The organism is Fontibacter flavus (assembly GCF_042432905.1).
In the GTDB taxonomy this organism is placed as follows: Bacteria; Bacteroidota; Bacteroidia; order Cytophagales; family Cyclobacteriaceae; genus Fontibacter; species Fontibacter flavus.
On the sequence record NZ_JBHLWI010000015.1, the window covers coordinates 1 to 21805 of the forward strand.

22 protein-coding genes are annotated in these 21805 nt (G+C 40.1%); 7 read left to right on the forward strand and 15 right to left on the reverse strand.

The window, feature by feature from the left end:
- Positions 1-243: 243 nt before the first annotated feature.
- The 3 genes from ACFFIP_RS06815 to ACFFIP_RS06825 are packed head-to-tail and all read right to left on the reverse strand — an operon-like array spanning position 244 to position 2398.
- Positions 244-795 carry a hypothetical protein gene (locus tag ACFFIP_RS06815; RefSeq protein WP_382386833.1) on the reverse strand — a complete coding sequence of 184 codons (552 nt, stop codon included), beginning with the start codon at positions 793-795 and terminating at the stop codon, positions 244-246.
- Entirely contained in the window at positions 792-2177 is a 1386-nt protein-coding gene (locus ACFFIP_RS06820; protein WP_382386834.1) for an McrB family protein, read from the reverse strand. The genes ACFFIP_RS06815 and ACFFIP_RS06820 overlap by 4 nt, the downstream gene beginning before the upstream one ends.
- A 14-nt stretch (positions 2178-2191) precedes the next feature.
- A complete protein-coding gene (locus ACFFIP_RS06825; RefSeq protein WP_382386835.1) occupies positions 2192-2398 on the reverse strand; it encodes a helix-turn-helix domain-containing protein in 207 nt (68 codons plus the stop codon).
- 92 nt (positions 2399-2490) lie between these two features.
- Here ACFFIP_RS06825 and ACFFIP_RS06830 point away from each other — a divergent pair, with 92 nt between their 5' ends.
- Positions 2491-3060, forward strand: coding sequence for a hypothetical protein (locus tag ACFFIP_RS06830; RefSeq protein ID WP_382386836.1), 570 nt, complete (start codon positions 2491-2493; stop codon positions 3058-3060).
- Positions 3061-3084: 24 nt separating this feature from the next.
- Here ACFFIP_RS06830 and ACFFIP_RS06835 read toward each other — a convergent pair whose 3' ends face one another.
- Positions 3085-3207, reverse strand: coding sequence for a DUF559 domain-containing protein (locus ACFFIP_RS06835; protein WP_382386837.1), 123 nt, complete (start codon positions 3205-3207; stop codon positions 3085-3087).
- 167 nt (positions 3208-3374) lie between these two features.
- Between ACFFIP_RS06835 and ACFFIP_RS06840 the strand changes: the two genes are divergently transcribed.
- On the forward strand, positions 3375-4484 hold the full coding sequence (locus tag ACFFIP_RS06840) for a Fic family protein (protein WP_382386838.1): 1110 nt from the start codon (positions 3375-3377) through the stop codon (positions 4482-4484).
- Positions 4485-4499: 15 nt separating this feature from the next.
- Here the strand turns inward: ACFFIP_RS06840 and ACFFIP_RS06845 are convergent, their stop codons facing one another.
- The 4 genes from ACFFIP_RS06845 to ACFFIP_RS06860 form a co-directional block, all read right to left on the reverse strand.
- Positions 4500-4988, reverse strand: a complete 489-nt coding sequence (locus ACFFIP_RS06845; RefSeq protein ID WP_382386839.1) for a very short patch repair endonuclease — start codon at positions 4986-4988, stop codon at positions 4500-4502.
- A 136-nt stretch (positions 4989-5124) separates the two neighbouring features.
- On the reverse strand, positions 5125-5448 hold the full coding sequence (locus ACFFIP_RS06850; RefSeq protein WP_382386840.1) for a four-helix bundle copper-binding protein: 324 nt from the start codon (positions 5446-5448) through the stop codon (positions 5125-5127).
- Positions 5449-5595: 147 nt separating this feature from the next.
- The gene (locus tag ACFFIP_RS06855) at positions 5596-6885 is read right to left on the reverse strand and encodes an amidohydrolase (protein WP_382386841.1); all 1290 of its coding nucleotides are present in this window, start codon (positions 6883-6885) and stop codon (positions 5596-5598) included.
- A gap of 79 nt (positions 6886-6964) precedes the next feature.
- Positions 6965-7822, reverse strand: coding sequence for an AraC family transcriptional regulator (locus tag ACFFIP_RS06860; protein ID WP_382386842.1), 858 nt, complete (start codon positions 7820-7822; stop codon positions 6965-6967).
- A 353-nt stretch (positions 7823-8175) separates the two neighbouring features.
- On the opposite strand from ACFFIP_RS06860, the gene ACFFIP_RS06865 reads away from it, so the two are divergent.
- Positions 8176-8892, forward strand: coding sequence for a head GIN domain-containing protein (locus tag ACFFIP_RS06865; protein ID WP_382386843.1), 717 nt, complete (start codon positions 8176-8178; stop codon positions 8890-8892).
- 87 nt (positions 8893-8979) lie between these two features.
- On the opposite strand, the gene ACFFIP_RS06870 is transcribed toward ACFFIP_RS06865, so the two are convergent.
- Complete coding sequence (locus ACFFIP_RS06870; RefSeq protein ID WP_382386845.1) at positions 8980-9681, reverse strand: methyltransferase domain-containing protein; 702 nt, start codon at positions 9679-9681, stop codon at positions 8980-8982.
- Between the two features lie 76 nt (positions 9682-9757).
- Positions 9758-10429, reverse strand: a complete 672-nt coding sequence (locus ACFFIP_RS06875) for a class I SAM-dependent methyltransferase (protein ID WP_382386846.1) — start codon at positions 10427-10429, stop codon at positions 9758-9760.
- 200 nt (positions 10430-10629) lie between these two features.
- Between ACFFIP_RS06875 and ACFFIP_RS06880 the strand changes: the two genes are divergently transcribed.
- Together ACFFIP_RS06880 and ACFFIP_RS06885 are read left to right on the forward strand one after the other, a co-directional pair.
- Positions 10630-12000, forward strand: coding sequence for an exopolysaccharide biosynthesis polyprenyl glycosylphosphotransferase (locus ACFFIP_RS06880; protein WP_382386847.1), 1371 nt, complete (start codon positions 10630-10632; stop codon positions 11998-12000).
- Positions 11990-12925, forward strand: coding sequence for a class I SAM-dependent methyltransferase (locus tag ACFFIP_RS06885; protein ID WP_382386848.1), 936 nt, complete (start codon positions 11990-11992; stop codon positions 12923-12925). Before ACFFIP_RS06880 ends, ACFFIP_RS06885 begins: the two co-directional genes overlap by 11 nt.
- A 1-nt stretch (position 12926) precedes the next feature.
- Here the strand turns inward: ACFFIP_RS06885 and ACFFIP_RS06890 are convergent, their stop codons facing one another.
- A complete protein-coding gene (locus tag ACFFIP_RS06890) occupies positions 12927-13838 on the reverse strand; it encodes a universal stress protein (RefSeq protein ID WP_382386849.1) in 912 nt (303 codons plus the stop codon).
- A 130-nt stretch (positions 13839-13968) separates the two neighbouring features.
- Here ACFFIP_RS06890 and ACFFIP_RS06895 point away from each other — a divergent pair, with 130 nt between their 5' ends.
- Positions 13969-14520 (forward strand): 2'-5' RNA ligase family protein, encoded by a 552-nt coding sequence (locus ACFFIP_RS06895; protein WP_382386850.1) that lies wholly within the window; start codon positions 13969-13971, stop codon positions 14518-14520.
- On the opposite strand, the gene ACFFIP_RS06900 is transcribed toward ACFFIP_RS06895, so the two are convergent.
- From ACFFIP_RS06900 to ACFFIP_RS06915, 4 genes are all read right to left on the reverse strand, one after another.
- Entirely contained in the window at positions 14504-15664 is a 1161-nt protein-coding gene (locus ACFFIP_RS06900; RefSeq protein WP_382386851.1) for a glycosyltransferase, read from the reverse strand. The genes ACFFIP_RS06895 and ACFFIP_RS06900 overlap by 17 nt on opposite strands.
- On the reverse strand, positions 15634-16800 hold the full coding sequence (locus tag ACFFIP_RS06905; RefSeq protein ID WP_382386852.1) for a glycosyltransferase family 4 protein: 1167 nt from the start codon (positions 16798-16800) through the stop codon (positions 15634-15636). The genes ACFFIP_RS06900 and ACFFIP_RS06905 overlap by 31 nt, the downstream gene beginning before the upstream one ends.
- Complete coding sequence (locus tag ACFFIP_RS06910; RefSeq protein WP_382386853.1) at positions 16784-17695, reverse strand: class I SAM-dependent methyltransferase; 912 nt, start codon at positions 17693-17695, stop codon at positions 16784-16786. Before ACFFIP_RS06910 ends, ACFFIP_RS06905 begins: the two co-directional genes overlap by 17 nt.
- A 338-nt stretch (positions 17696-18033) precedes the next feature.
- Positions 18034-20202 (reverse strand): GAF domain-containing hybrid sensor histidine kinase/response regulator, encoded by a 2169-nt coding sequence (locus tag ACFFIP_RS06915; RefSeq protein ID WP_382386854.1) that lies wholly within the window; start codon positions 20200-20202, stop codon positions 18034-18036.
- A gap of 419 nt (positions 20203-20621) precedes the next feature.
- Here ACFFIP_RS06915 and ACFFIP_RS06920 point away from each other — a divergent pair, with 419 nt between their 5' ends.
- Positions 20622-21782, forward strand: coding sequence for a glycosyltransferase family 4 protein (locus ACFFIP_RS06920; RefSeq protein ID WP_382386855.1), 1161 nt, complete (start codon positions 20622-20624; stop codon positions 21780-21782).
- Positions 21783-21805: the final 23 nt, after the last annotated feature.

The following is a 21805-nucleotide window of genomic DNA, read 5'->3' on the forward strand; positions in this document are numbered from 1 at the left end:
CATGAATTAAGTTTGATCACCCCAAACAATGAAGTCATCAAGAAAACAATAATCCTAACCGAAGAACAAAAATCAGTACAAGAAATATTCGGATTTTAATCTGGGTGTCCCAGTGCGGAAGTCAGGTGATTTGCACAAGTCGTATACAAATCTGATTTCACTAAACTCCGAGTGGAATTCGCTTAAAAAATTTTTTCTTGTCGGGTAAACTAGTCTCTGTTCAACTTTAAAACTTTGGTTTGCTTATTTATTCCAATTTACTTGACCACTTGGTTGGGATGATTGAATTTCCTTATTGTCAAATTTTCTCCAGTGTTGTTTAACTAGTTTTTCTAAGGCTGAAATAAATTTTACAGCTTCTAAATACAGCGGGGGTCTAATAGCTCTTTTTGAAGCCAATGGGAGACTATCTATGAATTCAGGACTAATTTCATCACCGAGTAAGTCCAAAATTTCGACATACTCTTCAAATCGGTTAGTTCCAGTAAACCTAGGGGAAACAACAAAATCGCCTATCTGCTTCCCTGTATCAGGGGCTCTAAGTGGGATGGTACCAATGAATTCAGAAGTTTTAAAAAAAATAGATGCATCTAGATCCGATCCTTCGATTTTAGCCTCAATTCCCAAAAAGCTGAATAATTCTGAATTGTATTGGATAAATTTTTGCAAATAAAGACCAATGACCCTTTTATCGGCTCCTTTAAATACCTTTTTCTGTAATTCCTTACCGCTGATAGTTGAAGATCTTTCAGTTAAACAAGGAATTTCATGAAATAAGCCTTGGTCTTTTGTCATTCGAAAAGAGGTTGATTGATCCTATCCATAAAATAACTATTGAATTCTTCAATAGCAGAAGTAAGCAACCCTTCTTGTAAATACTCTCTAATCAAAGGGAAAATTTCATACTTGATTCTATTTTCCATTTCCTCATCAGAATCAGCAAGAAAATATCCTTGACCTGGCTGAAGATTCAACTCATTGGATGTAGCATGCCAGTCAAAAATTTCAGCAATTTTATTGAAGTCATCTTTATAAAAATTTGAATCTGAAATAGCTTTCGGTTTGACAGTATACCATGCAAAACGTCTCCTTAAAGCAAAATCAACGACTGCTAAGCTTCTGTCAGCAGTATTCATGGTAGCAATCACATAGAAATTTGAGGGTAGCTGTTTTATTTCTAATTCAGGAGTGATCTGAATAGATACTTCCGCATTTTTCATTTTATGTTCAAAGAGATAAAAAACTGGACCTAATACATTGGAAAGGTTTGCCCTATTTATTTCATCAATGATAAGAACTACTTTTTCATTGGGATTTTCTTTTGAGTACAATACCGCCTCAGCCAGATTACCCATTCTACCTTCATAAGTTAGGTTATCGCTGTTAAGGCTAGGTCTTATGCCATAAATGAAATCAGAATATGTGGTTTCAGCATGAAATTGGGTGAAGAAACTCTTTGCCGATGATTTGGTCGCTATTTCTTTGGCAAGTGTGGTCTTGCCTGTTCCTGGAGGGCCTTGAAGGATTACAAATCTTCTTTCTTTCAATAATTCGAAAATTAACTCTCGGTCATCTTCTGACTTTTCATTTTGAAATGGTTTTAGGGCTTTAGATATGGCATTTCTGTGATTTTGATTTGAAGCCCATTCTCTCACTTTTGCATAAGCTGCTAAAAAAGCCTTGATTCTTGATTTTCCGCTTTCGCTAAGAGGGTTATTTATTACTTGACAAACAGGTAATACTTTGGTATAGGTCTTGATCGTTTTTTTTAAATGCTGAAGGTTTGGATTTGAAGTAATGCTTTTTGGTAATCCGGATTCAATATCACTAAAGTCATTTTTATAATATCCTTCATTATCAATAAGTTGAGAAAATAGTCTTCTCATTCCAGGCTTATTGGCGAGCTCAAGATCTTTTTTAAAACCGTTAGAGCCGATACCTAAGCAAAGTAACCAAGGCTTTTCTTGGTCAGTAGGGAAGAGTGTGAATGAAAAATCATGAAATACACCTCTTTCTTCTTCATCTGGATGAAGAAAACCAAAAAAAGCTCCATTATCTTTCAATGCCTCTGATCCAGTGTTGTTTCTATACACATAAGATTTTGTGAATTCATTTTCATTATTTGCACCAAATTCAAGTGCCCATTCTTTAATAAGACTTACTACTTCTTCAATCATGTTTTTATAAAAATTTAGAATTCAAAAAAACTCACCATTGGTTTTTCAAGCGCTTTGGCGATCTTATAGACTGTTTCTATTGAAACATTTCTTTTGCCATTTTCAATATCAGAAATATAGGTTCGGTCCAGGTCCGCTAATTCAGCGAGCTTTTCTTGAGAAACATTCTGACTTTTTCTAATGGCTTTTACTTTCTCGCCATAAGCTACTTTGATGTCCATATTGCAATCTGAAAAAATGTGGCTTATTGTACCACGGACTATAGTCTACAAAAAGCTATTTTGTTGTATATTTGATTTGAAACTTATTCAATATGAACAAAATCATCACCATTACCACAGAATACCTTTCTCCTTCCAGATCAATAGAAATTTTAAACTTGGTAAGGTTCGAGGAAAGCAAACAAGTCTATGTGTACAATTTTGAAGGAAAGCATTTTAGGATTTTTGAAAGTTTGGTTGACTTGATCCAGTTTTTTGAAATTGGCATGGAACCCCTTGCTTCATTTGATTCAGAAAGTGATTTGGAGGAATTTTTGGATCAGATGCCCATCGGAGATAAGAAGAGACCTTTAAATCTAAAATTAAACTACCTATATCGTGACGGAGCGAATTACAAGCAGTTCGGGTCGGTTGTTTTTGCAAATCCTAATTTTTTGCCACCTCGAAAAGCATCAGAACAGTTAAGAGAGAAATTGATTTCCAATGAGTTTTTTGTTCCGCAATATTGGTTCTTACCTAGATTGCAGTATCATCCTTATGACCCTGAGATTGACCATGACTATCATGAATTTGAGCGTTTTGAATGGACGGAAGAGGAAGTAACTGACAAAAGAGATTTGAAGGAGTTTTTGGAAGTGATTGAAAAAGGATATGAAATCTGAGGTTTATTTCAACTTTAATTTACTTTATACATCTACCACCCTCTTCACACAACTCCCCAATTCCTTTTTGACCTCAAAATCCCAAAAGCGAAGTACGGTCCAGCCTTTGGATAGGTAGTAGTGGTTGATCTCCCGGTCACGCTGCATATTCCTTTCGATTTCCAAAAGTCGCGGTTGGATTTGATAGTGGACACAAAAACCCTATATGTCCATTTTTTTTAATAAAATGGACATATGGTTAAAATATGTCCACTAATTATGGTTATATTTCAGACATGTTCAAAAAAAGTATCTTTTCTGAACATATATAAGCTATGGTTTACGACAGAACAAAACCTTTTAACAGCCTTCCTCTTCTACCTCCTACAGGTATAGAAGAAGATGTCGAAATATTGAAGAAACTTGTCAGTGCTTCTAGAGCATTGGCTTCTGTTGATGGCAATGTACAAAGGCTACCAAACCCATATATGCTTGTCAATACAATATCCCTCCAAGAGGCAAAGGCATCCTCTGAGATTGAGAATATTTTTACTACCCAGGATGAACTGTATAAAGCTGTCTCTGATACTATTCAAGAAGGGCAAGCCAGTCCTTCTACTAAGGAGGTGTTGCGGTACAGGGAATCACTTTGGGAAGGGTATAGACGGATTCAGGAAAAAGGAGAAATAGACTTGGATAGCATCTTAGCAATTTTTAGACAGATCAAAAATACCTCAGGGGGAATAAGGCCCCCACATTCATTGACAGTAATCAGACGAGGGCAAAGTGAATTTAGGGCAGGAGAAATAATCTATACCCCACCAAGAGGACTTGGTATTGTTGAAAATTTGATGGGTAACCTTCTGGATTATTTAAATGATATTATAGATCCGGATACTGACCCACTCCTAAAAATGTGTATTTCACATTACCAGTTTGAAGCTATACACCCTTTTCCTGATGGGAATGGGCGTTCCGGAAGAATCTTAAACTTATTGTATCTAGTCAAAAAGGAATTACTCAATCAGCCGATATTGTATCTTTCTAAATACATCATCGTCCATAAAGACGATTATTACCACCACCTTGCTGGGGTTACCCAGGCTGGTAGATGGAAACCGTGGATCCTTTATATGCTGGATGCTGTGGAACAAACGGCTCAACTTACCAATCAGCTAATAATAAGCATATTGAATCAAATGGAGTCCACACTTAAACATGGAAAAAGAACTATCAAATGGTATAATAAAGAAGTTAATGAATTATTGTTCGGGCAACCGTATATGAAAGCAAAGCTCCTTGGAGACCGCCTGAACATATCTTCTAGAACAACATTGAATAAATACTTTAATGAATTACAAGAAGCTGGAATCTTGGTTCAAATCAAGGATGGCAGAGAGGTGTATTATATCAATACAGATTTGGTTAAAATTCTTGAGGGATAAGGTCGACCCAATTACTCATTTACTTAATTCATCCACCACCCTTTTCACACAGCTCCCCAATTCCTTCTTCACCTCAAAATCCCAAAAGCGCAACACGGTCCAGCCTTTGGATAGGTAGTAGTGGTTGATCTCCCGGTCACGCTGCCTATTCCTTTCGATTTTGGGAATCCAAAAGTCCCGGTTGGATTTGATGGCTGATTTCCGGTTTTCCCAATCATGCCCATGCCAAAAGGAACCGTCTACAAAAATCACCAGCTTGTATTTTATGAGGCTGATGTCAGGTTTGCCGGGGAGTCTTTGTTTGTTGCTTCTGTATCTTACACCTGCATGCCAAAGGGCCTTTCTGAGCAAAAGCTCAGGCTTGGTATTCATGCCCTTGATCTGGGACATGTTGAAAGAGCGTTGGGGGGTAGTATAAAAGCCCTCTGCCTCCGAAAATCTGGGCACAGAGATTTTCGGTTCGGGATAGGGTTTGATAAGGGTAGGTTTTGACTTTTTGGGCATGGCTTTACTGATATGAATATAGCGCAAAAAATCATAATCCTAGATTATGAGTCCAAGCCCAATACTTGGGTCCAGCCTAAGACGCTAAATTGGGTAAAAATTAAAGCCTGATACATCATATATCAGGCTCTGTAATTTAGTTATTCAGATAGGCTAGACAGGCTTCTTGACAATTTTTGCATGCTTTGGCACAGGCCTGACAATGATCGTGAGCATGTTTAGCACATTCCTCAGCACATAGGCCACAGATTTTCGCACAATACTTGATCAGATCATTTACTTCTTTGAAACTCCCTGATAGCACCTTAGCAGTAGTCAAGCATACAGAACCACAGACATGATCTGTTTGGATACAGTCTTTCATATGGTTCACGTCCTTTTCCTGAAGGCAGGCGTCCGCACAGCGAAAACAAGCATTGGCACATTCCTGAAGTTTGATAATCAGTTCGTTACGTTTCATGGTTAATTTGGTTTGTTGTTACAAATTCATTTAACGCTTTGAAAACGTGCAAATACCATTCCATTGATAGGAAACCTATCTTGGGACTTATGCCCTTCTAACAATTTTTACTTTCAAAGACCAAATTGCCTTTATGGTACAAATGCTTCACGGGGGATAACCTGGCCACGGCTTCGGCGGAACAGGAGGCACCAAATTGAAGCTGGCTTCATCCCCGACTTTGGGCCAGACCTGATTGCCGTCCTTGTCCAATGGCGTTACGCCCTTAGTGCCTATGCCCAGACATCGGGACAATCCAAATTCATGGTTGTACCTGTATAATTCTGCCATGGTCTTGGCCTTATCCAACATGCTGCCCGTCCCAAATGGCTGCCAATGGTCCGTTACACAGTCTGTACCCGCCATGACAGGAATGCCATGCTCTATGAGCTTGGGAATAGGCATCACATTATACCCTATCGGTACTGTGGTGGTAATGCCGATCTGCGCATCTGCAAGGGCTTCGCAGGTAGCTTCAAGGGTCTTGCTGTCCAAGGCTCCCAAAATAAAACAATGGCTGAGGTAAGTTTTACCTTTCAATACCGGGTTTTCCCTGACTTTGGCAATCAGGTACTCCACTGTTTTCAGTCCTGACTCACCCGTTTCATGTAGGTGTATATCCAGGCCTTTACCATAGTCCAATGCCAGTTGCACGGTAAAGTCCATGGTCTTTTCAATATGTCCGTCGATAGAATAGGGATCCACGCCTCCGATAAAATCAATACCCATGTCTGCTGCCTCTCGCATCAGGTCCTGCGATCCGGAGTAAAAGACACCGTGTTGGGGAAAGGCCACCAGTTCTGCCCCAAAACCAGCTTCTTTGGCCTCTAGGGCTTTTTGTAGGTTTTTCAAAGAATCCAATTTGGAGGTGGGCTCTATGTTGACATGGCTTCTGGCAAAATCGGTTCCTTTGGAATGCAGCAGTTCAATCAGTTTCTTGGCCCGCTCTGTAGAATGGGGCAAAAGGGTGGGGATGACCTCTTTCTCATGTTCGATCAGCTCTTTGACGGTGCGGAATTTACTTTCCCTTGCCTTCCAAGGTCCGCTATAATAAGTTTTATCCAAGTGTATATGCATGTCCTTCATGGCAGGCAGCATCAGGTAACCTTGGGCATCAATCGCATCCGCAACAGGGTTGTTCGGAAGAATTTCGATGATTTTCCCATTCTCCACCTTTATGGTGAAAAGCTTGGTTTCCGTAGCAATGACTTCGATCTCATCCCGGATAAAGCCTGTTTCCATCCTTACATTTTTAAGCATGAATTTGGAGTGGGGCTGGTTTGGATACATTTCACTGCTGCTGTCGGCAAATCCAAAGCTTGGTGATAGCAAACCTGCTCCTGTAAGGGCGATGGTCTGGGAAAGGAAATTTCTTCTGTTGAGCTGCTTGTTTGACATAGTGGAAAGTTTAAGATCAAAATTAGGCATTGGGCAAGGAATGGAATGATAAATTTCAGGTGTAATTAGGTGAATTTTATCACTTTTTTCTAAAATCACTAGGGGATAGTCCTGTTTCTTCCCTGAAAAATTTGGAAAAATTGGCCGGATCCCTAAAACCTAATTCAAATGCCAATTCTTTGACAGATATGCTGCTGATGGAAAGTAAGCGTTTGGATTCCAAAGCGATTCTGGATTTGATAAGGCTATAAGCCGTCTGTCCCAAAGATTTTTTGCATATGATGTTCAGGTAATTTGGGGTGACGTGGAGCTGATCCGCATAAAAGGACATGGATTTTTCAGACTTGTAGAATTTATCAATCAAGGAAATATACTGCATGACCAAATCGGGTATCAGTGGCCTTTTGGAGTGATCGGAATTTTTTTCTCTTTCTCTGATTATGAGTTTAATGGCAATTTTACAGCGCCATTGGATCAAGTCTTTATCCGGCTCGGGCTTTTGGGATTCCTGGTAAATCTGATCAAATTCATGAAATAACAACCTGAATTCTTCTTCCTGAAGGTCAATAACGGAATACTGGGTATGGAGGAAGGTGGCATAAAATAGATATCCTCCAATAGTCTCGAATTCATTTTTCCCGATCATCAACTGAAATCCCTTTGTGTTTTTGTCCAAAGCCCAGTCATGGACCTGACCAGGGAGAAGAATATGGAGTTGACGGTCATTGACAGGATATGAATTAAAATCTATTCTATGATGACCCTTTCCCTTTTCGATTAAGAAAAAAAGAAAGAAGTCGTGTTTATGGGGAGTTTCGATGATGTTTTTGCCTTGGATGCTATGATCTAAAATGCAGAGCCCTCCCAGGTTGTTGGCCTGGAATTCCTGTAGGTCTAAAATTGGAAAAAGCGTGTTATTGTCCTTAGGCTTGCCCATGTATAAATCTATGGATTTTTAATTGTAAGGAAAAAATCAATGCCTTCCACCAACCTATTCATACAGCTCTCCCATTATTTTCTCATTAAAACCCGAAAACTCTGGCTTCGGTTTTTTTCCCTTTATTCTATGATACAATTTAAGGACCCTTTGTTCTGCTGTAAAAATGCTTTGCTTCTCAATAGTGGAAGAAAATGTCCTTTCACTTTTTAAAAGTAAAAGAACAAATAAGAATTTTGGAAAAGTGTCTTACTTTCAAAAAATCAGTATATTGAATATCTCAAATCTATATTTAACAAATTATTGTCCGATTTGGGACAGAAATTAAATCTGTAACCCTTTCCTCCCCAGCTATGAAAAAGACAAGCCTCTTGATAATCGCCGTTATCGGGTCTATTTTTTTCTCCTGCCAACCCCAACAATCCGAAGAAAAAGGAGATGCCATGACAGAAAACCGCAGTTTGGACAGCTTCTCCCGAATGAAGCTTTCCGGAATTGTCAACCTCTACCTTAGCCAAGGTGATGAGGAATCCATCAGAATAGAAGGGGATGCCGAATGGGTTGATAAACTACAGGTTCAGCAAAGTGGAGACCTGCTTACCATCAGCCTGCCTGATGGTAAAAATACTTTTGGTAAAAATGACAAACTGGAAGTGCACCTACAGTTCAAGGACTTGAGCGAACTGGAGTTTGAAGGAGCCGGTCAGATCAAAAGCGCTTCTGTACTGGAACTGGATGAATTCCTGATCAGTGGTAAGGGGGTTGGCAATATTGTGCTGGAACTGGAAGCGGAAAAGATAGAGGCCAAACTGAATTTTGTAGGCAATATGGAGCTGAAAGGTGCCTCGCAGGAACTGTACCTCGAAAATGAAGGGGTGGGGAATATTGATGGTTCCCAATTGATCTGCCAAAAGGTAGAAATGTACAGTTCGGGGATTGGCATGATATCAGTCCATGCAGAAGAGGAATTGATTTTGAATGTGAGCGGGATAGGGGCGGTCAATTATAAGGGTAATCCCAAGCAGGTGACCGAAAATGTGAGCGGATTGGGGAAGGTGAGTAGGAATTGAGATGACCAAAATCCAAAATCCAAAGACCAAATTCCAAAATTCAAGTTAAGACACAAGACACAAGATTTGAGAAAGGGGTAAGAATGATTACTTGAAAAAAGACAGGAGCTTATTCTTGATTTTTTTGAAGCTCAGTTTGTTTTCAAGTTGCAGGCGAGCGGCATGAAATAAGTCAGGATGCACCAATGCTGTTGCCGAAGGGGTGTGTTGCTGGGCAAGTGGATGCTCTGATTTCACCACGACAAACATGTTCTGCTTATACCAAAATTCCACCGCATCATTTTCCCAAATCAGAGGCCTCATGATATCCAAAAATACATAACCCTGTTGTGCAAAAAGATTTTGCCAATAGCTTGGCCACTGCTCATTGAGGTGGTTTTGTCCGCCCTGTTTCGGAATGGCAGCTGAAAACAACACCACATCTGCATGCTTGCAAAGGCTTTCCACAAAGGTTTTGGCGGAAGATTCTTTGAGGTGTTCGGCAACTTCCAGGTTGATGAGCAGGTCAAACTTTCTTCCAAGGTCAAAGGGTTTCTCCAGGTCAAAGGATTTGAATTGATCTGTAGAAATATACTTTGAAAGTAAATTTTTATCTACATAATCCCCGTCAATGCCAAAAATATCATCTATGCCATTTTCCTTAAAAGCATGCAGCCAGGTACCTATCCCACAGCCCACATCCAAGACGGATTTTGGGTTGACCAAGTCCATCACATAGGGAACAATGATTTGTGGCGATGTTAAATTATGCATTACTTCAGTATGTACATATTTGACGTTGCTCATCATTGTGTTGGAATAGAGGTGTTATGTTTTGATTTATCTTGTTGGTGTCGGTTTCTTCAAATTTTTGGCAGGCAAAGCTTCAATCCAAGTTATGTGCGGTAAATGACTTGGTCATGCCCAGCATTTTTTCCTTGTAGATTTTGGCGCCTGGGAAGAGTTTCTGCATTTCCGATTTATTGATCAGCCGTATTTCCTCGAGGTACTGTTTGGCATCCCGGGGATCCCACTTTCGGAGACGGCTTATGCGTGTTTTGGTCAGTATGGTATAGGTCAGTGCTTTGGGTATGTATTGGATGAAAGGAATCGCATAATGGGCTTCTACAAAAAAGTGTTTGTTAGGTGTCTGAACAAAGAATTTTTTGCAGATGCGCATGCATTCTTGGGCCATCTTTTGCTGATTTTCCCAGGTATATAGGTGCTCAATTACAGAATTGGAAAAAACCAGGTCAAAGTGATCATCCTGAAATTGGGACAAGTCAGTAGCATCACCGACTAAGCTCTTGATGCCATTTGGCAGATTGTTTTCAGCATGTAAATTGAGAAGGGTAATCTGCAACCTTCCGGAGCGGACAATATCCCTATCCTGCCAAAAATAGGCGGTGCCTCCTACATCCAAGACTTTGATCGTCTTGTCTTTAGGAAAATTCTGATTGATCAGCTGCTCAAAAATCTGGAATCTTTTGTTCCTAAAGGCATAGCCCAATGAATCAGGTTTATCTGAGGAAGCCAGGATGGCTTTAAAATATTTCATGATAGGATTGTGCGATCCGAAAATCCGTAATCTCAAGATTGATAACAAATTAATTCACGCAAAATTAATATTACTAAATGATTTGTTGTTACTTTTGGCAATAATTTCGTGTCAAAGGTATTAAATATTGGCACAATAAATGAGCCAAAAACATTTATTGAATGCTTACGTATTGTCCCTGGTAATTTGTTTGAACTTTTATGAAAAAACGCTTCGATAGATTCTTCCCATGGCTCTTTGTATTGGGAGATGTAGCGATGGTGGTCATTGCAGTTTTGTTGACTTCATTTTTGATGGGTCAGCCTTGGCAGTACAATGGTCCGGATTTAGGGATTTTTCTAATTTTCATCATGGTATGGATGGTCATCACCGTGCTGAGAAAGGATTATCGATGGGACAGAACCTCAGATCCTGATAAGATTTTCAATAAATTATTGGTTTCCTTGGTGTGGTTTCTTGCCATCGTGGCCATCGTTTGGATGCCTGTCTATATGGATGCCAACAGACTGGCCTATTTTGCTGTTTTGTCGTTGTTACTATTTCTGATTTCGAGTGTTTACAGGGTAGGTACTCATTTGATATTGAGAAAATACAGGTCAAGGGGATACAATTTCCGAAATGCCATTATCGTAGGAAAAGGAGAAGTGGGTAAGCGATTAGCCAGTGTATTCAAAAAGAGAAAAGATTTCGGTATCCGCTTTTTGGGTTATTTTGACTTGGATCAGGGACTCGTAAAGGATAAAGAAGGGATGAAGAGTTTTTTTGAGAATGCGGTTCAAAAACAAGTGGATATTATCTACATCAATGAGCTATTTGATGAACAGCTGGTAAAAAGACTGATTGATTTTGCAGATGAGCATTACATTAAAGTGAAGGTGATTCCTGGTAATTCTCTTCAATTGGAAAAAAACCTCTCTTTTTCAAAATATGGAGACCTTTTTGTCATCAATGTGAATGAAATTCCATTGGATAACCTGTTTAACAGGTGGATGAAAAGGGTTTTCGATGTGTTTTTCTCTTTGATGGTGACCATTTTTATCTTGAGTTGGCTGATTCCACTGGTAGGTTTATTGATCAAATTAGAGTCCAAAGGGCCTGTCTTTTTTATCCAACAGCGGAATGGGGTAAACAATAAAATCTTTAATTGCCTCAAATTCCGCTCTATGACTCCCAATGATTATGCAGATTCCAAACAGGCGGTGAAAAATGACCCTCGGGTAACCCGTATCGGGAGGTTTTTGAGGAGTACCTCCTTGGATGAAATGCCACAGTTCTTGAATGTATTGCTAGGCGATATGTCTATTGTCGGCCCAAGGCCACATACGCTGCCTATGAATAAGATTTTTAAGAATCAGATAGAAAAATACAATTCCAGGCACATGATCAAGCCGGGGATTACAGGCCTGGCACAGGTGAGAGGATTCAGGGGTGAAATTGAGAATCCTTATCAGATCCGTTCGCGGTTCAGACTGGATTATTTTTACATCCAAAATTGGTCTATGCTGTTGGATATCAAAATCTGTGTGAAAACATTCCACGAACTGATGTTGAATAGAGAAAATGCCTACTGATAAGCGGCTAAGCTGTTCATATTGTGGTCATGAGGGGGATTTTACCATCCACCATGTCAAAGAGATGATGTTCGGTTCTGGGGAGCATTTTGACTATGCATCCTGTAGCGTATGTGGCAGTTTACAATTGGTAGATGTGCCCGCGAATCTTGGTGATTACTATCCCAAAGATTATTACTCTTTCCAAGAGCTGGTCCAATCTTCCCCATTTAAGAATTTTCTGAAGCTAATTCGGTACAGCCTTTTTAGAGTGGGAATACCCGTTCAGCCTCCTGTCTTTGGGGATTGGATGGTAGAAATGCAAGTGCCAAAGCATGCCCGTATTGCTGATGTGGGCTGCGGCAATGGGCAATTGCTCTATGAAATGTATGCGGCAGGATTTATCCATTTGGAAGGCTATGATCCATTTATTGATCGGGAAAAGACCATAAATCCTCGTTTGAGTCTTTTTAAAAAGTCAGTCTTTGAGATGGAAGGGAGTTTTGATCTGATCATGATGCACCATGCTCTAGAACATATGGAGTCCCCTGATCGGGTGCTGGAACAATGCTTTGGCAAATTGAACAAAGGAGGCTGGTTATTGGTCAGAATTCCTGTGAGCGATGCGCAGGTATGGAAAGATGAGGGCATCAATTGGGTTCAGTTAGATGCGCCAAGACATTTGACCATTCCATCAGTGAAGGGCCTAACCGCACTTGCCGAAGGTTTTGGATTCAAAGCCCATAAAGTGGTATTTGATAGCACCGTTTTCCAGTTTTGGGGTACTGAGTTATACAAAGGAGGTGTTTCCTTAAGGGACGTACAGCATCCTCTCTATATTTCATTGACCTCTGCCCAAAGGATGAAGGAGTATCAACAAAAAGCCCTTCTGTATAATCAGAAGGGCATTGGAGATCAGGCTTGTCTGTATTTCTACAAAGGCTGAATTATATTTTCATCAGGGCTTCCATAAAGTCCATATTTTCACCTTTTTTCTTAAAGATGATCATCGGTACCTGATTGTTGACGTTCACCAGTTTTTCGGCAATACTTCCCAATAAGACTGCAGCAGAGGCTGTTCTTCCCCTACTGCCCATCAGGATCATATCTGCATGCTGTTCTTTGGCTGTCTTTATGATAAATCTGCCCTCATTGCCGTCTTGCTTCAATAAAAACAGACATTCGAATTCAGGTAAGTTATGCTTTTTGATAAAATCCTGATAATCTTTTTGGGCATGGCCTTCCATGATTTTCTCAAATTCCTCGTGGCTCTTTCCTGTCTTATAATATCCAACAGGCACTGCAAAGACATGCATTCCCAATATTTTGCAGCCTAACTCATCAGCGAGTTTATTGGCAAACTGTAGCGTGATATATGAGTGCTCAGAGAAATCCAAAGGCACCAATAATTTTTCGGGGATTTTAAGCGGACTTTTCTCCGTGAAGAACATGACTGAGCAAGGAGCGCGCTGAGCCGTATGCTTGGCAAGAGAACCACTACCTTCAAGATCTTCTTTTCTGCCCATGATAAGCAGGTCCACGTCCTTGATTTTTGCCCATCGGAGCACAGTATCCATAGGTTTGCCTTCTTCGACGATCACTTCGATGTCAATTTCAGCAGGAAACTCATGCTGTTTGACGATGGTATTGATCTCCGCACGAATGGATTCATCTGCTGGAGCCAGCAGGTCAGGATAACTTTTGCTGATCTCTTCAGGAAGAGCCAGGTTTTTGGCTACATGGATAAAATACAGTTTTTTTATACCAATAAGCTTGGAGAATTTGGCCACTTTTTGGACCAAAATATCATCCATTTTACTGAGGTCCAGGCCGACCATGGCCTTGTCAAAATTCTTCATAATACGGTTATCACTTATGAATTTTCAATTTACACTTTTAAATATTCTTTCGAAAACTCTTCCTGTAATTTACGGTAAAGCTTCATGATTTAAATATAAAAGGGGCTAAAAACAGATATATTTGTGTTAAATGGCAAGAATCCCTGCAAAATATTACCTGGCACTGGTGCCTGAAGGGCCGATACAAGAGGCAGCTACCTCTCTAAAGGAGGAAATGAAGGCACTTTATAACCTCAAATATGCCCTTAAGTCCCCAGCCCATATCACTGTCAAAATGCCCTTTGAATGGAATGAAAATAAGGAACAGGTACTGATACAAAAACTGGAGGAATTTTTTGAACCCTTTATGGCATTTGACCTGAAGTTTGAGGGCTTCGATCATTTTGGTAGGAGGGTGATTTTTGTAGATGTGCAGCCATCAGGTGTCTTGAATGCTTTGCAAAAAGCGCTGAATGACTTTTGTAAGAGGGAACTAAAGCTTAACAATGAGCTAAGCGACAAAGCTTTTCATCCGCATATGACCATATCTTTTAAGGACCTAAAGCCTAAAAACTTTGACCTTTATTGGAAGCATATTACGACGAAAAGCTTTGAAGCAGACTACTTTGTGAAGGATGTAGCCCTACTCAAAAGACTTGAAGGAAGATGGCAGGTGATATACCGCTTTACTTTGAAATCGTGAGTTTTGCCGTCTTCTTCGTTTCTTTCAGTTCTTCGAATACTTTGAGGTACTGATCTGTCACATAATCCCAATTGTACCTTAAAATCAGCCCTTCTCTAGCTGTTTCCCTTAGGAAACGCATGGACTCGGGTTGGGCTTCTGCTTTTTCAATACAATCTTTTACAGCATCACCTTTTTTGGCAAAGAACCAGCCGTGTTTACCGTCTTGCAGCATTTCCCTGTTAAATACCGTATCCAAAGCCAGGATGGCACAGCCATAGCCCATTGCTTTGAGCATTGCAGGGTTCGTACCCCCATATTCATGTCCATGAAAATAAGCATAGGAATGCAGGTACAGGGACTTCAGTTCTTCAGGGTCTGTAACATATCCTGTAAAGAGCAATCTTTCATCCGGGATTTCTTTCAATTTGCTTTCAAACTCATCCCGGTATGGAACATCACCAACAATCACCAGTTTTCTAGTTGAGTTGGATTTGATAAAACCTTCTACGATCAGGTCGGCATTGTTATCAGGAACCAATCTGCCCACGATCAGGAAATAGCTTCCTTTTTCAAGATTCCATTTTTTGATTTTGGAAATATCGGCAGTTTCCGCAGGATTGGCCCCGTAAGCGATGATGGTAGAATCTGTACCGAATTCTTCGCGGTATATTCGGTGCATTTCATCCGAATCATTGATAATCCGGTCGTAGTATTTTGTGGCCATTTTGGAGGCCCAGAGAAAATACTTGGAGCCTAATCCTCTCCATTTAGGTCTCAACCACTCCAGACCGTCCACATTGATGGCGGTAGGCTTACGAAAAATTCTGGAAAGCACCCCAAAAGGACCGTTACCACTGTTGACCACAAAAATCACGTCCACATCCGACATACAGGCATGCAGCATGGAGATAAAAGAATGGGTCAATTGTGTAAGACTTTTGGTTTCAATGGCCGGGGTGTAGATCAGTTTGATCCCGTTTACCACCGGAGGTTTTTCTCTGAACAAGGCTCTATGGCAATACACCCTTAAGTCCACCCCTCTTTTTTGTAGCCTTTCTCCCAATTCCTTTACCAATGTATCATATCCCCCATATACATAAGGGTATCCTTTGGCTCCGAGGATGGCTACTTTTAATTGTTCTTTTCCGGGAGTATCTGACATATATATTTTTCCATTTTTTGGGCAAATTGCCCATAACTAAATTCCTGTAAAACTCTTTCTCTGCCCCTAAGACCCATTTCTTTGGCTTTTTCGGCATGACTTAGCAGGTAACTGATATGCTCACTGCCTGTATTGACATCTTCTATATCGATCAAAAAGCCTGTTTCACCTTCTACCAACATCTCCATGGCTCCACCTGATTTGGTGGCCACGACCGGTTTTGCCGCTGCCATGGCTTCCAATACCACAGTCGGAAATGAATCCGGCAGTACAGAAGGCAATACAAATACCTGCGAACATTTCAGCAAATTCGGAACATCTGACCGAAATCCCAAATCCATGACGTGTTTACCTAAGGCATTGTCTTGGATAAAGGCTCCGATTTCCTCCAGAAGATACTCGTAACCTGGATATGGATCCCCTACTATTAGAAACAGGGCGTCCGGATGTTCCTTGATTACCTCTTTGGCCATTTTCAGAAAAAACAACTGACCTTTTCCGGGATTGATCCTTCCGATCATCGTGACGATTTTTCTGTCTTCCGGTAAGCCTGTTTTGGCAAAAAGCCCTTCAGTGCCATTTAGAAATGGGGTATAATCGATCCCATTGTGAATCACTTCAGGCTTTACATTGGAAAGCAGTTTGGACCAGTGTGCTGCTACAGATTCCGAAACTACAATCGGTCTTATTTCAGTGGCATCAATTTGCCTTGCCAAAAAACGGACCAAAAATTTCGGAGAGTTGATCATTTCATGAATATGCCAAATATGGGCGACTTTATTTCTCTTGGCAAATATCGCACCAACGATGACGGCAAGGGTGTTGGAATACACCAAAGTAAAAGGTTCTTTTTTATGGAGCTCGTTAAGATACCGGTAAGCTTTGAGAAATTTTCTGATGCGGTTCAGGATACCAAAGGGATTGAAGTACTTACGCCGAAGGATACCCAGGTTGACAATAGCAACCTCAATCCCGCGTTTTTCTACTTCTACCCTGAAAGGTCCTTCTCCAGGTAAAACCAATAAAGGAGAATAGCCCAAGTCCCTGAAAATCTCGATCACATAAATCAGGATCTTAGAGGCTCCATAAAGTTCGGATGAACTATGTAAAAAAATAATTTTACCTTTTTGACTCATGTTTTTTAAAATATAGCCTTAAAATTCCTGTTTTTTTGAAGGGAACAGCAAGCGTCTCCAAAAGAAATGAAAAGGGCAAAATCAAGGCGATCCCGATAAGAAGCCCGGGATTTTTTCTGTTTTTAAGATCGTAAATAATGTTTCCCTTATAACCAAGGTTGCCAAGCAGGGCACTCAACATCCCTAAAACCCCCAAATGTACTGAAAAGTATTGACTTTTGATCTTGTCAAATCCGAGTGCCGTTATTTTTTGGCTAAGTACCTGCTCATGCCAATGTGTCAAATGCTTGGGAATATCCAGGTGCATCCATTTGCTTCCAGCGATATTGGACTGCCAGCTGTGGAGGTTTGGGACTTCTACTATCAAAATCCCACCCGGCTTCAGATTTTTTTCAGTAAGTTCTTGTAATAATTCGATAGGATGCGGCAAGTGTTCCAAGACATGATTCAGGCTGATGACGTCGAATTCACCCTCTCCGATTTTTCCAGAATGGTAGTATTTCTCGATTACATCCAGCCCATATTTTTCTCTTGAGAAATCAGCCCTTTCCTTAGCAGTTTCTAAGCCAAGTGTTTGCCACCCTGCCTCTTTTGCTTTGAGTAAAAACTGTCCTTTACCAGATCCAAAATCAAGGCATTTTATGGGATTGGTCTTATTTATAATCCCAGTAACTGTTCTGATGACTTTTTCTGCTTCGCTGAAAATTACCCTTTCAAAAATCGACTTTCTATTGTCCACCACAGCATAGACCTTGTCCTCATAAAGTGCATCAACGTCAATGTCTTCTTGGATCAAGGTCCAGGATACTTGACATTGTTCACATTTCTGAATAGAAAGATGCAGAAGGCCTACTTGTCCTTTAGCATGGCAAACAGGGCATTGTTCTTGCCTCATAAAAGTTTTTCAATTCAATAATTCCGAAAATTACAGCTTTTTATGGTAAAAAACTTTTGAATTTGAACTGATCTTGAAGGCTTGGGAAAATATACATTTTTATGAATGCTTATGCCGTTTTATTGAATTTGAAATGAGATGCGAGAGACGAGAGTTGAGACTCAAGAGACAAGACTCAAGATGCAAGACACAAAATTCAAAACCCAAACTCCAAACTCCAAACTCCAAGCTCAAAGAATCAAACTCCAAGCTCAAAGAATCAAACTCCAAGCTTAAAGCTCCAAAACCCAAACTTGAAAATCCAAACTTAAAAATTCAAAATCCAAATAGGATTGCCCTTACCTTTTGGATTTCAGGATTCTTTCCATCACTTCGGCAAGTTTTACCTTGTCAATGGGTTTGGTCAGGAAATGGTCCATTCCAGCCTCCATACATTTTTCTTTTTCTGTTGGCAATGCGCCTGCGGTCAGGGCTACAATTGGGATATCACCTCCATGTGTTTTTTCATGCAATCTGATTTTTTTGGTCGCCTCAAAACCATCCATTAAGGGCATCTGCACATCCATAAATATCAGATCAAAATGTTCTGAATGGTATTTGTTTAGGGCTTCCTGTCCATTTTGACTTTCAACAATAATGGCCTCAGGGTAATGGTTTTTGACGATGGTTTTTACCAACAGCATGTTAAGGGGAACATCCTCTGCTATGAGAATCCTGATTTTATTATCGTTTTCAGGCGGATTTGGAATGGAAGTTTGCGCAGCTTGATCTCCCACAACATCTTCCAAAGGTTTCCTGCTCAGGTTGTTTAAAGTATGGAAAAGTTCCGAAATTTTGGCAGGCTTAAGCAAAAGTGCATCAATTTTAAGCTCCTTAACCTGCATTTCTATGGTATCATCATCAGCAGAGCTATAAAGGATCGTTTTTGGTTTTTTCCTATCTGGGTGTTCATGAAAAAACCGGTTGATTTCTCTGATAGTGGATAGACCATCCATATAAGGCATGTGGTAATCCACGATCATGACATCGAAATCCTGGTTTCCTGCCAACAATGTCAAAGCAGCAATACCGTTTTCAACGGAAGTAGTTCCAATATTCCAATGTTTTAAAATATTTTCAAGAATATTCCTGTTGTTTTGATTGTCGTCCAGGATCAGGATTTTTTTGAGGCTGTCAAATTCCCTTTTCTCCATTGGCAGGAGATCCTGATAGGATTTTGTCAGAGAAATAGAGAAAATAGACCCCTTTCCAAATTCAGAGGATAATTGGATGGAGGACCCCATTTTTTCTGCCAGCATCTGCGAAATGACCAAGCCTAATCCAGTTCCGCCAAATTTCCGCGTCGTAGAGCTGTCTGCCTGAGAAAATGATTTGAACAGTTTTTCCTGCTGAGCCTCGGAAATACCGATTCCTGTATCCCTAATGGTAAATGTGAATATTCCTTCTTTGTTTTCGGGGTCAGTTTGCTCGAAAGAGACTGACAATTCTACTTCACCTTGTTCTGTAAACTTGATGGCATTGCTGAGTAAGTTGACCAAAATCTGCTTCAGCCGGATCGGATCTACATAGATGAATCTTGGCAGATCCACCTGGATATTGAGTAAAAACTCAATGTTTTTTTTGTTGGTGTTGTATTTGACAATATCGGCTGTCTCTTCTACCAGATCGAGTAAATCTATTTCTACTTCTTCAAGTTCAAGCTTTCCAGCTTCTATCTTGGAGAAATCCAAGATATCATTGATGATACCAAGTAAGATGTGGGCAGAGGAGTTGGCACTTTGCACATATTGTCTTTGCTCATAGGTCAGAGAGGTATTGATCAACAAGTCGGTAAATCCAATGACCCCATTGAGAGGTGTGCGGATTTCATGGCTCATATTGGCCAGGAATTCAGACTTTGATTTATTGGCAGCTTCGGCCTCTTCTTTTGCCTTGATGAGATTTACTTCCAGCTGGGACCTCTTTTTGATATTGACAAGCATCTCTGCATAGACCAGCAGAAGCTTTAATTCAGTTTCTGAGTATTGGTGGACCTCTTTCACCCAATCAAATCCCACAAAACCCAAGAGCTCCTGATTGTAAAGCATGGGGAATGTAATCAGGGTTTTGATGCCTTGGGGCAAAAGGATGTCTTTCAAAGGACCTTCCGGTAGCTCATCTATTTCCGGTACCCCAAAAATCTCCCTTTTCTGATGTTTTTCCACCCAATGGGGAATATATTCCATGGGCATACCCTGAAGGTTGTCAATTTCAGGAGTAATGCCCTCAGCACACCATTCATAAGTATTGGATGCGGTGTAATCGACAAAATTATACTCAAAAATGTAAGCACGGTCAGCCTCTACAAAATGGCCCAATTGTTCTAGAGAAAGCAATACATTTTTCTCTAGGTCATCCAGATTCATATTGATATACTTGGAAGAAATATCAATCAGAATCTGTTGTAATTCCAGTTGTTTTTGTAGAAGTTGCTGACTACTATTTGTCTCTCCCTGTAGGCTGTCCATAGATCTGGTTTTCAGGACTTATTAGTTGATTAAAAGGTCATGAACCTTTTCAAAAACCAATGACAATAATGCTAATACTTTTTGTTAATCCCAAAACTTTCTAGCTTTAGTATAAAGAAAAATGTAATTTATGCATAAAAATATGTTATAAGGTGCAGTTAACAGGAGGTTGTCGGTTTGTTCTGAATATTGCAAAAGCTTTCACTTTTTTGAGGTCAATCTTCTGGGCTAGAAAGTCTTTTTTTTATTATTCTTTTGATGCCTTGGGTCTTCATAGGTCTGCTTTCCTTATTAGGGAAAATCGATTAGAAAAAAACAATAACTTTGACTTTTATTTAACAGTAAATTAATAAACTTTCTGAACTAAAGGTCAAGATTTTCTATTTCTTCACTTTTAGCCGGAAAGAATTCTGATCGGGATGCAAAAGAGTGATTTAAAAATAGGGTTTCTTACCATACCGGACCCAAAGGATAAAACCACTTGGTCTGGAACTTATTATCGCATGTATGACTCCCTGAGCCAGGAGTTTGCGCAAGTGAAATGCCTAGGTCCTGTGAAACATCGTTATTGGGAAAAAAAGATCATGGATGCCAAATTGTTTATAGCCAAGGTATTCCATAGGGTTTTTTATGGGAAGAAGTTCAATGTTGCCCATAACCATACCATCAGTAAATACTATGGGAGGTATTTCTCAAGGTTACTCCAAGAGAAAGCGTACAAAGTCGATGTGCTTTTTGCCCCGGTAGCTTCTGTAGAATTGGCCTATTTGGATACCTCAATTCCTGTTTGTTATTACTCAGATGCCACTTTTTCCTTGATCTCCAATTACTATGATGCCTTCAAAAATATATCCAATAAATCACTCAGTATCAGCAATGAAATAGAGCAACAGGCAATGGATAATTCCCAAGCCCAGGTTTTTTCATCCCAATGGGCATACGAATCTGCAAAGAAAGATTATGGGTCCAAAAATACACACATCGTTAAACTAGGGCCCAATCTGGATGAAGCTCCTGATCCTCAATTATTGGTCAAAAGTATCAATGATGGTGTCAATGTCCTTTTTGTCGGAGTTGATTGGAAAAGAAAGGGAGGAGATATTGTGTTGAAAACACTGGATATTTTGGTCGAGAAAGGTTATAAGATCAAGTTGACCGTATGTGGCTGCATACCCCCGGAAAAAAGGGATTATATGCGTGTAATTCCCTTTCTTAACAAAAATAAAAAAGAAGATGCGGTTCAATTGGAGAAACTGTACCTGGATGCTCATTTGTTTTTTATGCCCACAAGGGCAGATTGTACGCCCATTTCTTTTTGTGAAGCCAATTCTTTTGGATTACCGGTAATAACCACGGATACAGGTGGGGTTTCTTCAGTCATTGAGCAAGGCATAAATGGATTTTTATTGCCTTATGATGCAAGCAATGAAGATTATGCCAAGATAATTGAGTCATTGATTCTGGATGATGATCAATACCAGGCAGTTTCACGCTCTTCCCGTAAAAAGTATGACGAAGAACTCAATTGGACTTCTTGGGGCAAGCAGATGCGGGCTATCTTGATGCAATTGAAAAGCTGAAGACAGCAATGTGATAAAAGTCG

Coding starts and splice junctions, on each gene's coding strand:
- ACFFIP_RS06850 (WP_382386840.1), bottom strand. CDS start 5,448: ATGAAACGTAACGAACTGATTATCAAACTTCAGGAATGTGCCAATGCT.
- ACFFIP_RS06860 (WP_382386842.1), bottom strand. CDS start 7,822: ATGGGCAAGCCTAAGGACAATAACACGCTTTTTCCAATTTTAGACCTA.
- ACFFIP_RS06840 (WP_382386838.1), top strand. CDS start 3,375: ATGGTTTACGACAGAACAAAACCTTTTAACAGCCTTCCTCTTCTACCT.
- ACFFIP_RS06865 (WP_382386843.1), top strand. CDS start 8,176: ATGAAAAAGACAAGCCTCTTGATAATCGCCGTTATCGGGTCTATTTTT.
- ACFFIP_RS06835 (WP_382386837.1), bottom strand. CDS start 3,207: ATGCAGCGTGACCGGGAGATCAACCACTACTACCTATCCAAAGGCTGG.
- ACFFIP_RS06870 (WP_382386845.1), bottom strand. CDS start 9,681: ATGATGAGCAACGTCAAATATGTACATACTGAAGTAATGCATAATTTA.
- ACFFIP_RS06815 (WP_382386833.1), bottom strand. CDS start 795: ATGACAAAAGACCAAGGCTTATTTCATGAAATTCCTTGTTTAACTGAA.
- ACFFIP_RS06855 (WP_382386841.1), bottom strand. CDS start 6,885: ATGTCAAACAAGCAGCTCAACAGAAGAAATTTCCTTTCCCAGACCATC.
- ACFFIP_RS06890 (WP_382386849.1), bottom strand. CDS start 13,838: ATGAAGAATTTTGACAAGGCCATGGTCGGCCTGGACCTCAGTAAAATG.
- ACFFIP_RS06905 (WP_382386852.1), bottom strand. CDS start 16,800: ATGAGTCAAAAAGGTAAAATTATTTTTTTACATAGTTCATCCGAACTT.
- ACFFIP_RS06885 (WP_382386848.1), top strand. CDS start 11,990: ATGCCTACTGATAAGCGGCTAAGCTGTTCATATTGTGGTCATGAGGGG.
- ACFFIP_RS06880 (WP_382386847.1), top strand. CDS start 10,630: ATGAAAAAACGCTTCGATAGATTCTTCCCATGGCTCTTTGTATTGGGA.
- ACFFIP_RS06895 (WP_382386850.1), top strand. CDS start 13,969: ATGGCAAGAATCCCTGCAAAATATTACCTGGCACTGGTGCCTGAAGGG.
- ACFFIP_RS06915 (WP_382386854.1), bottom strand. CDS start 20,202: ATGGACAGCCTACAGGGAGAGACAAATAGTAGTCAGCAACTTCTACAA.
- ACFFIP_RS06920 (WP_382386855.1), top strand. CDS start 20,622: ATGCAAAAGAGTGATTTAAAAATAGGGTTTCTTACCATACCGGACCCA.
- ACFFIP_RS06825 (WP_382386835.1), bottom strand. CDS start 2,398: ATGGACATCAAAGTAGCTTATGGCGAGAAAGTAAAAGCCATTAGAAAA.
- ACFFIP_RS06820 (WP_382386834.1), bottom strand. CDS start 2,177: ATGATTGAAGAAGTAGTAAGTCTTATTAAAGAATGGGCACTTGAATTT.
- ACFFIP_RS06830 (WP_382386836.1), top strand. CDS start 2,491: ATGAACAAAATCATCACCATTACCACAGAATACCTTTCTCCTTCCAGA.
- ACFFIP_RS06910 (WP_382386853.1), bottom strand. CDS start 17,695: ATGAGGCAAGAACAATGCCCTGTTTGCCATGCTAAAGGACAAGTAGGC.
- ACFFIP_RS06875 (WP_382386846.1), bottom strand. CDS start 10,429: ATGAAATATTTTAAAGCCATCCTGGCTTCCTCAGATAAACCTGATTCA.
- ACFFIP_RS06900 (WP_382386851.1), bottom strand. CDS start 15,664: ATGTCAGATACTCCCGGAAAAGAACAATTAAAAGTAGCCATCCTCGGA.
- ACFFIP_RS06845 (WP_382386839.1), bottom strand. CDS start 4,988: ATGCCCAAAAAGTCAAAACCTACCCTTATCAAACCCTATCCCGAACCG.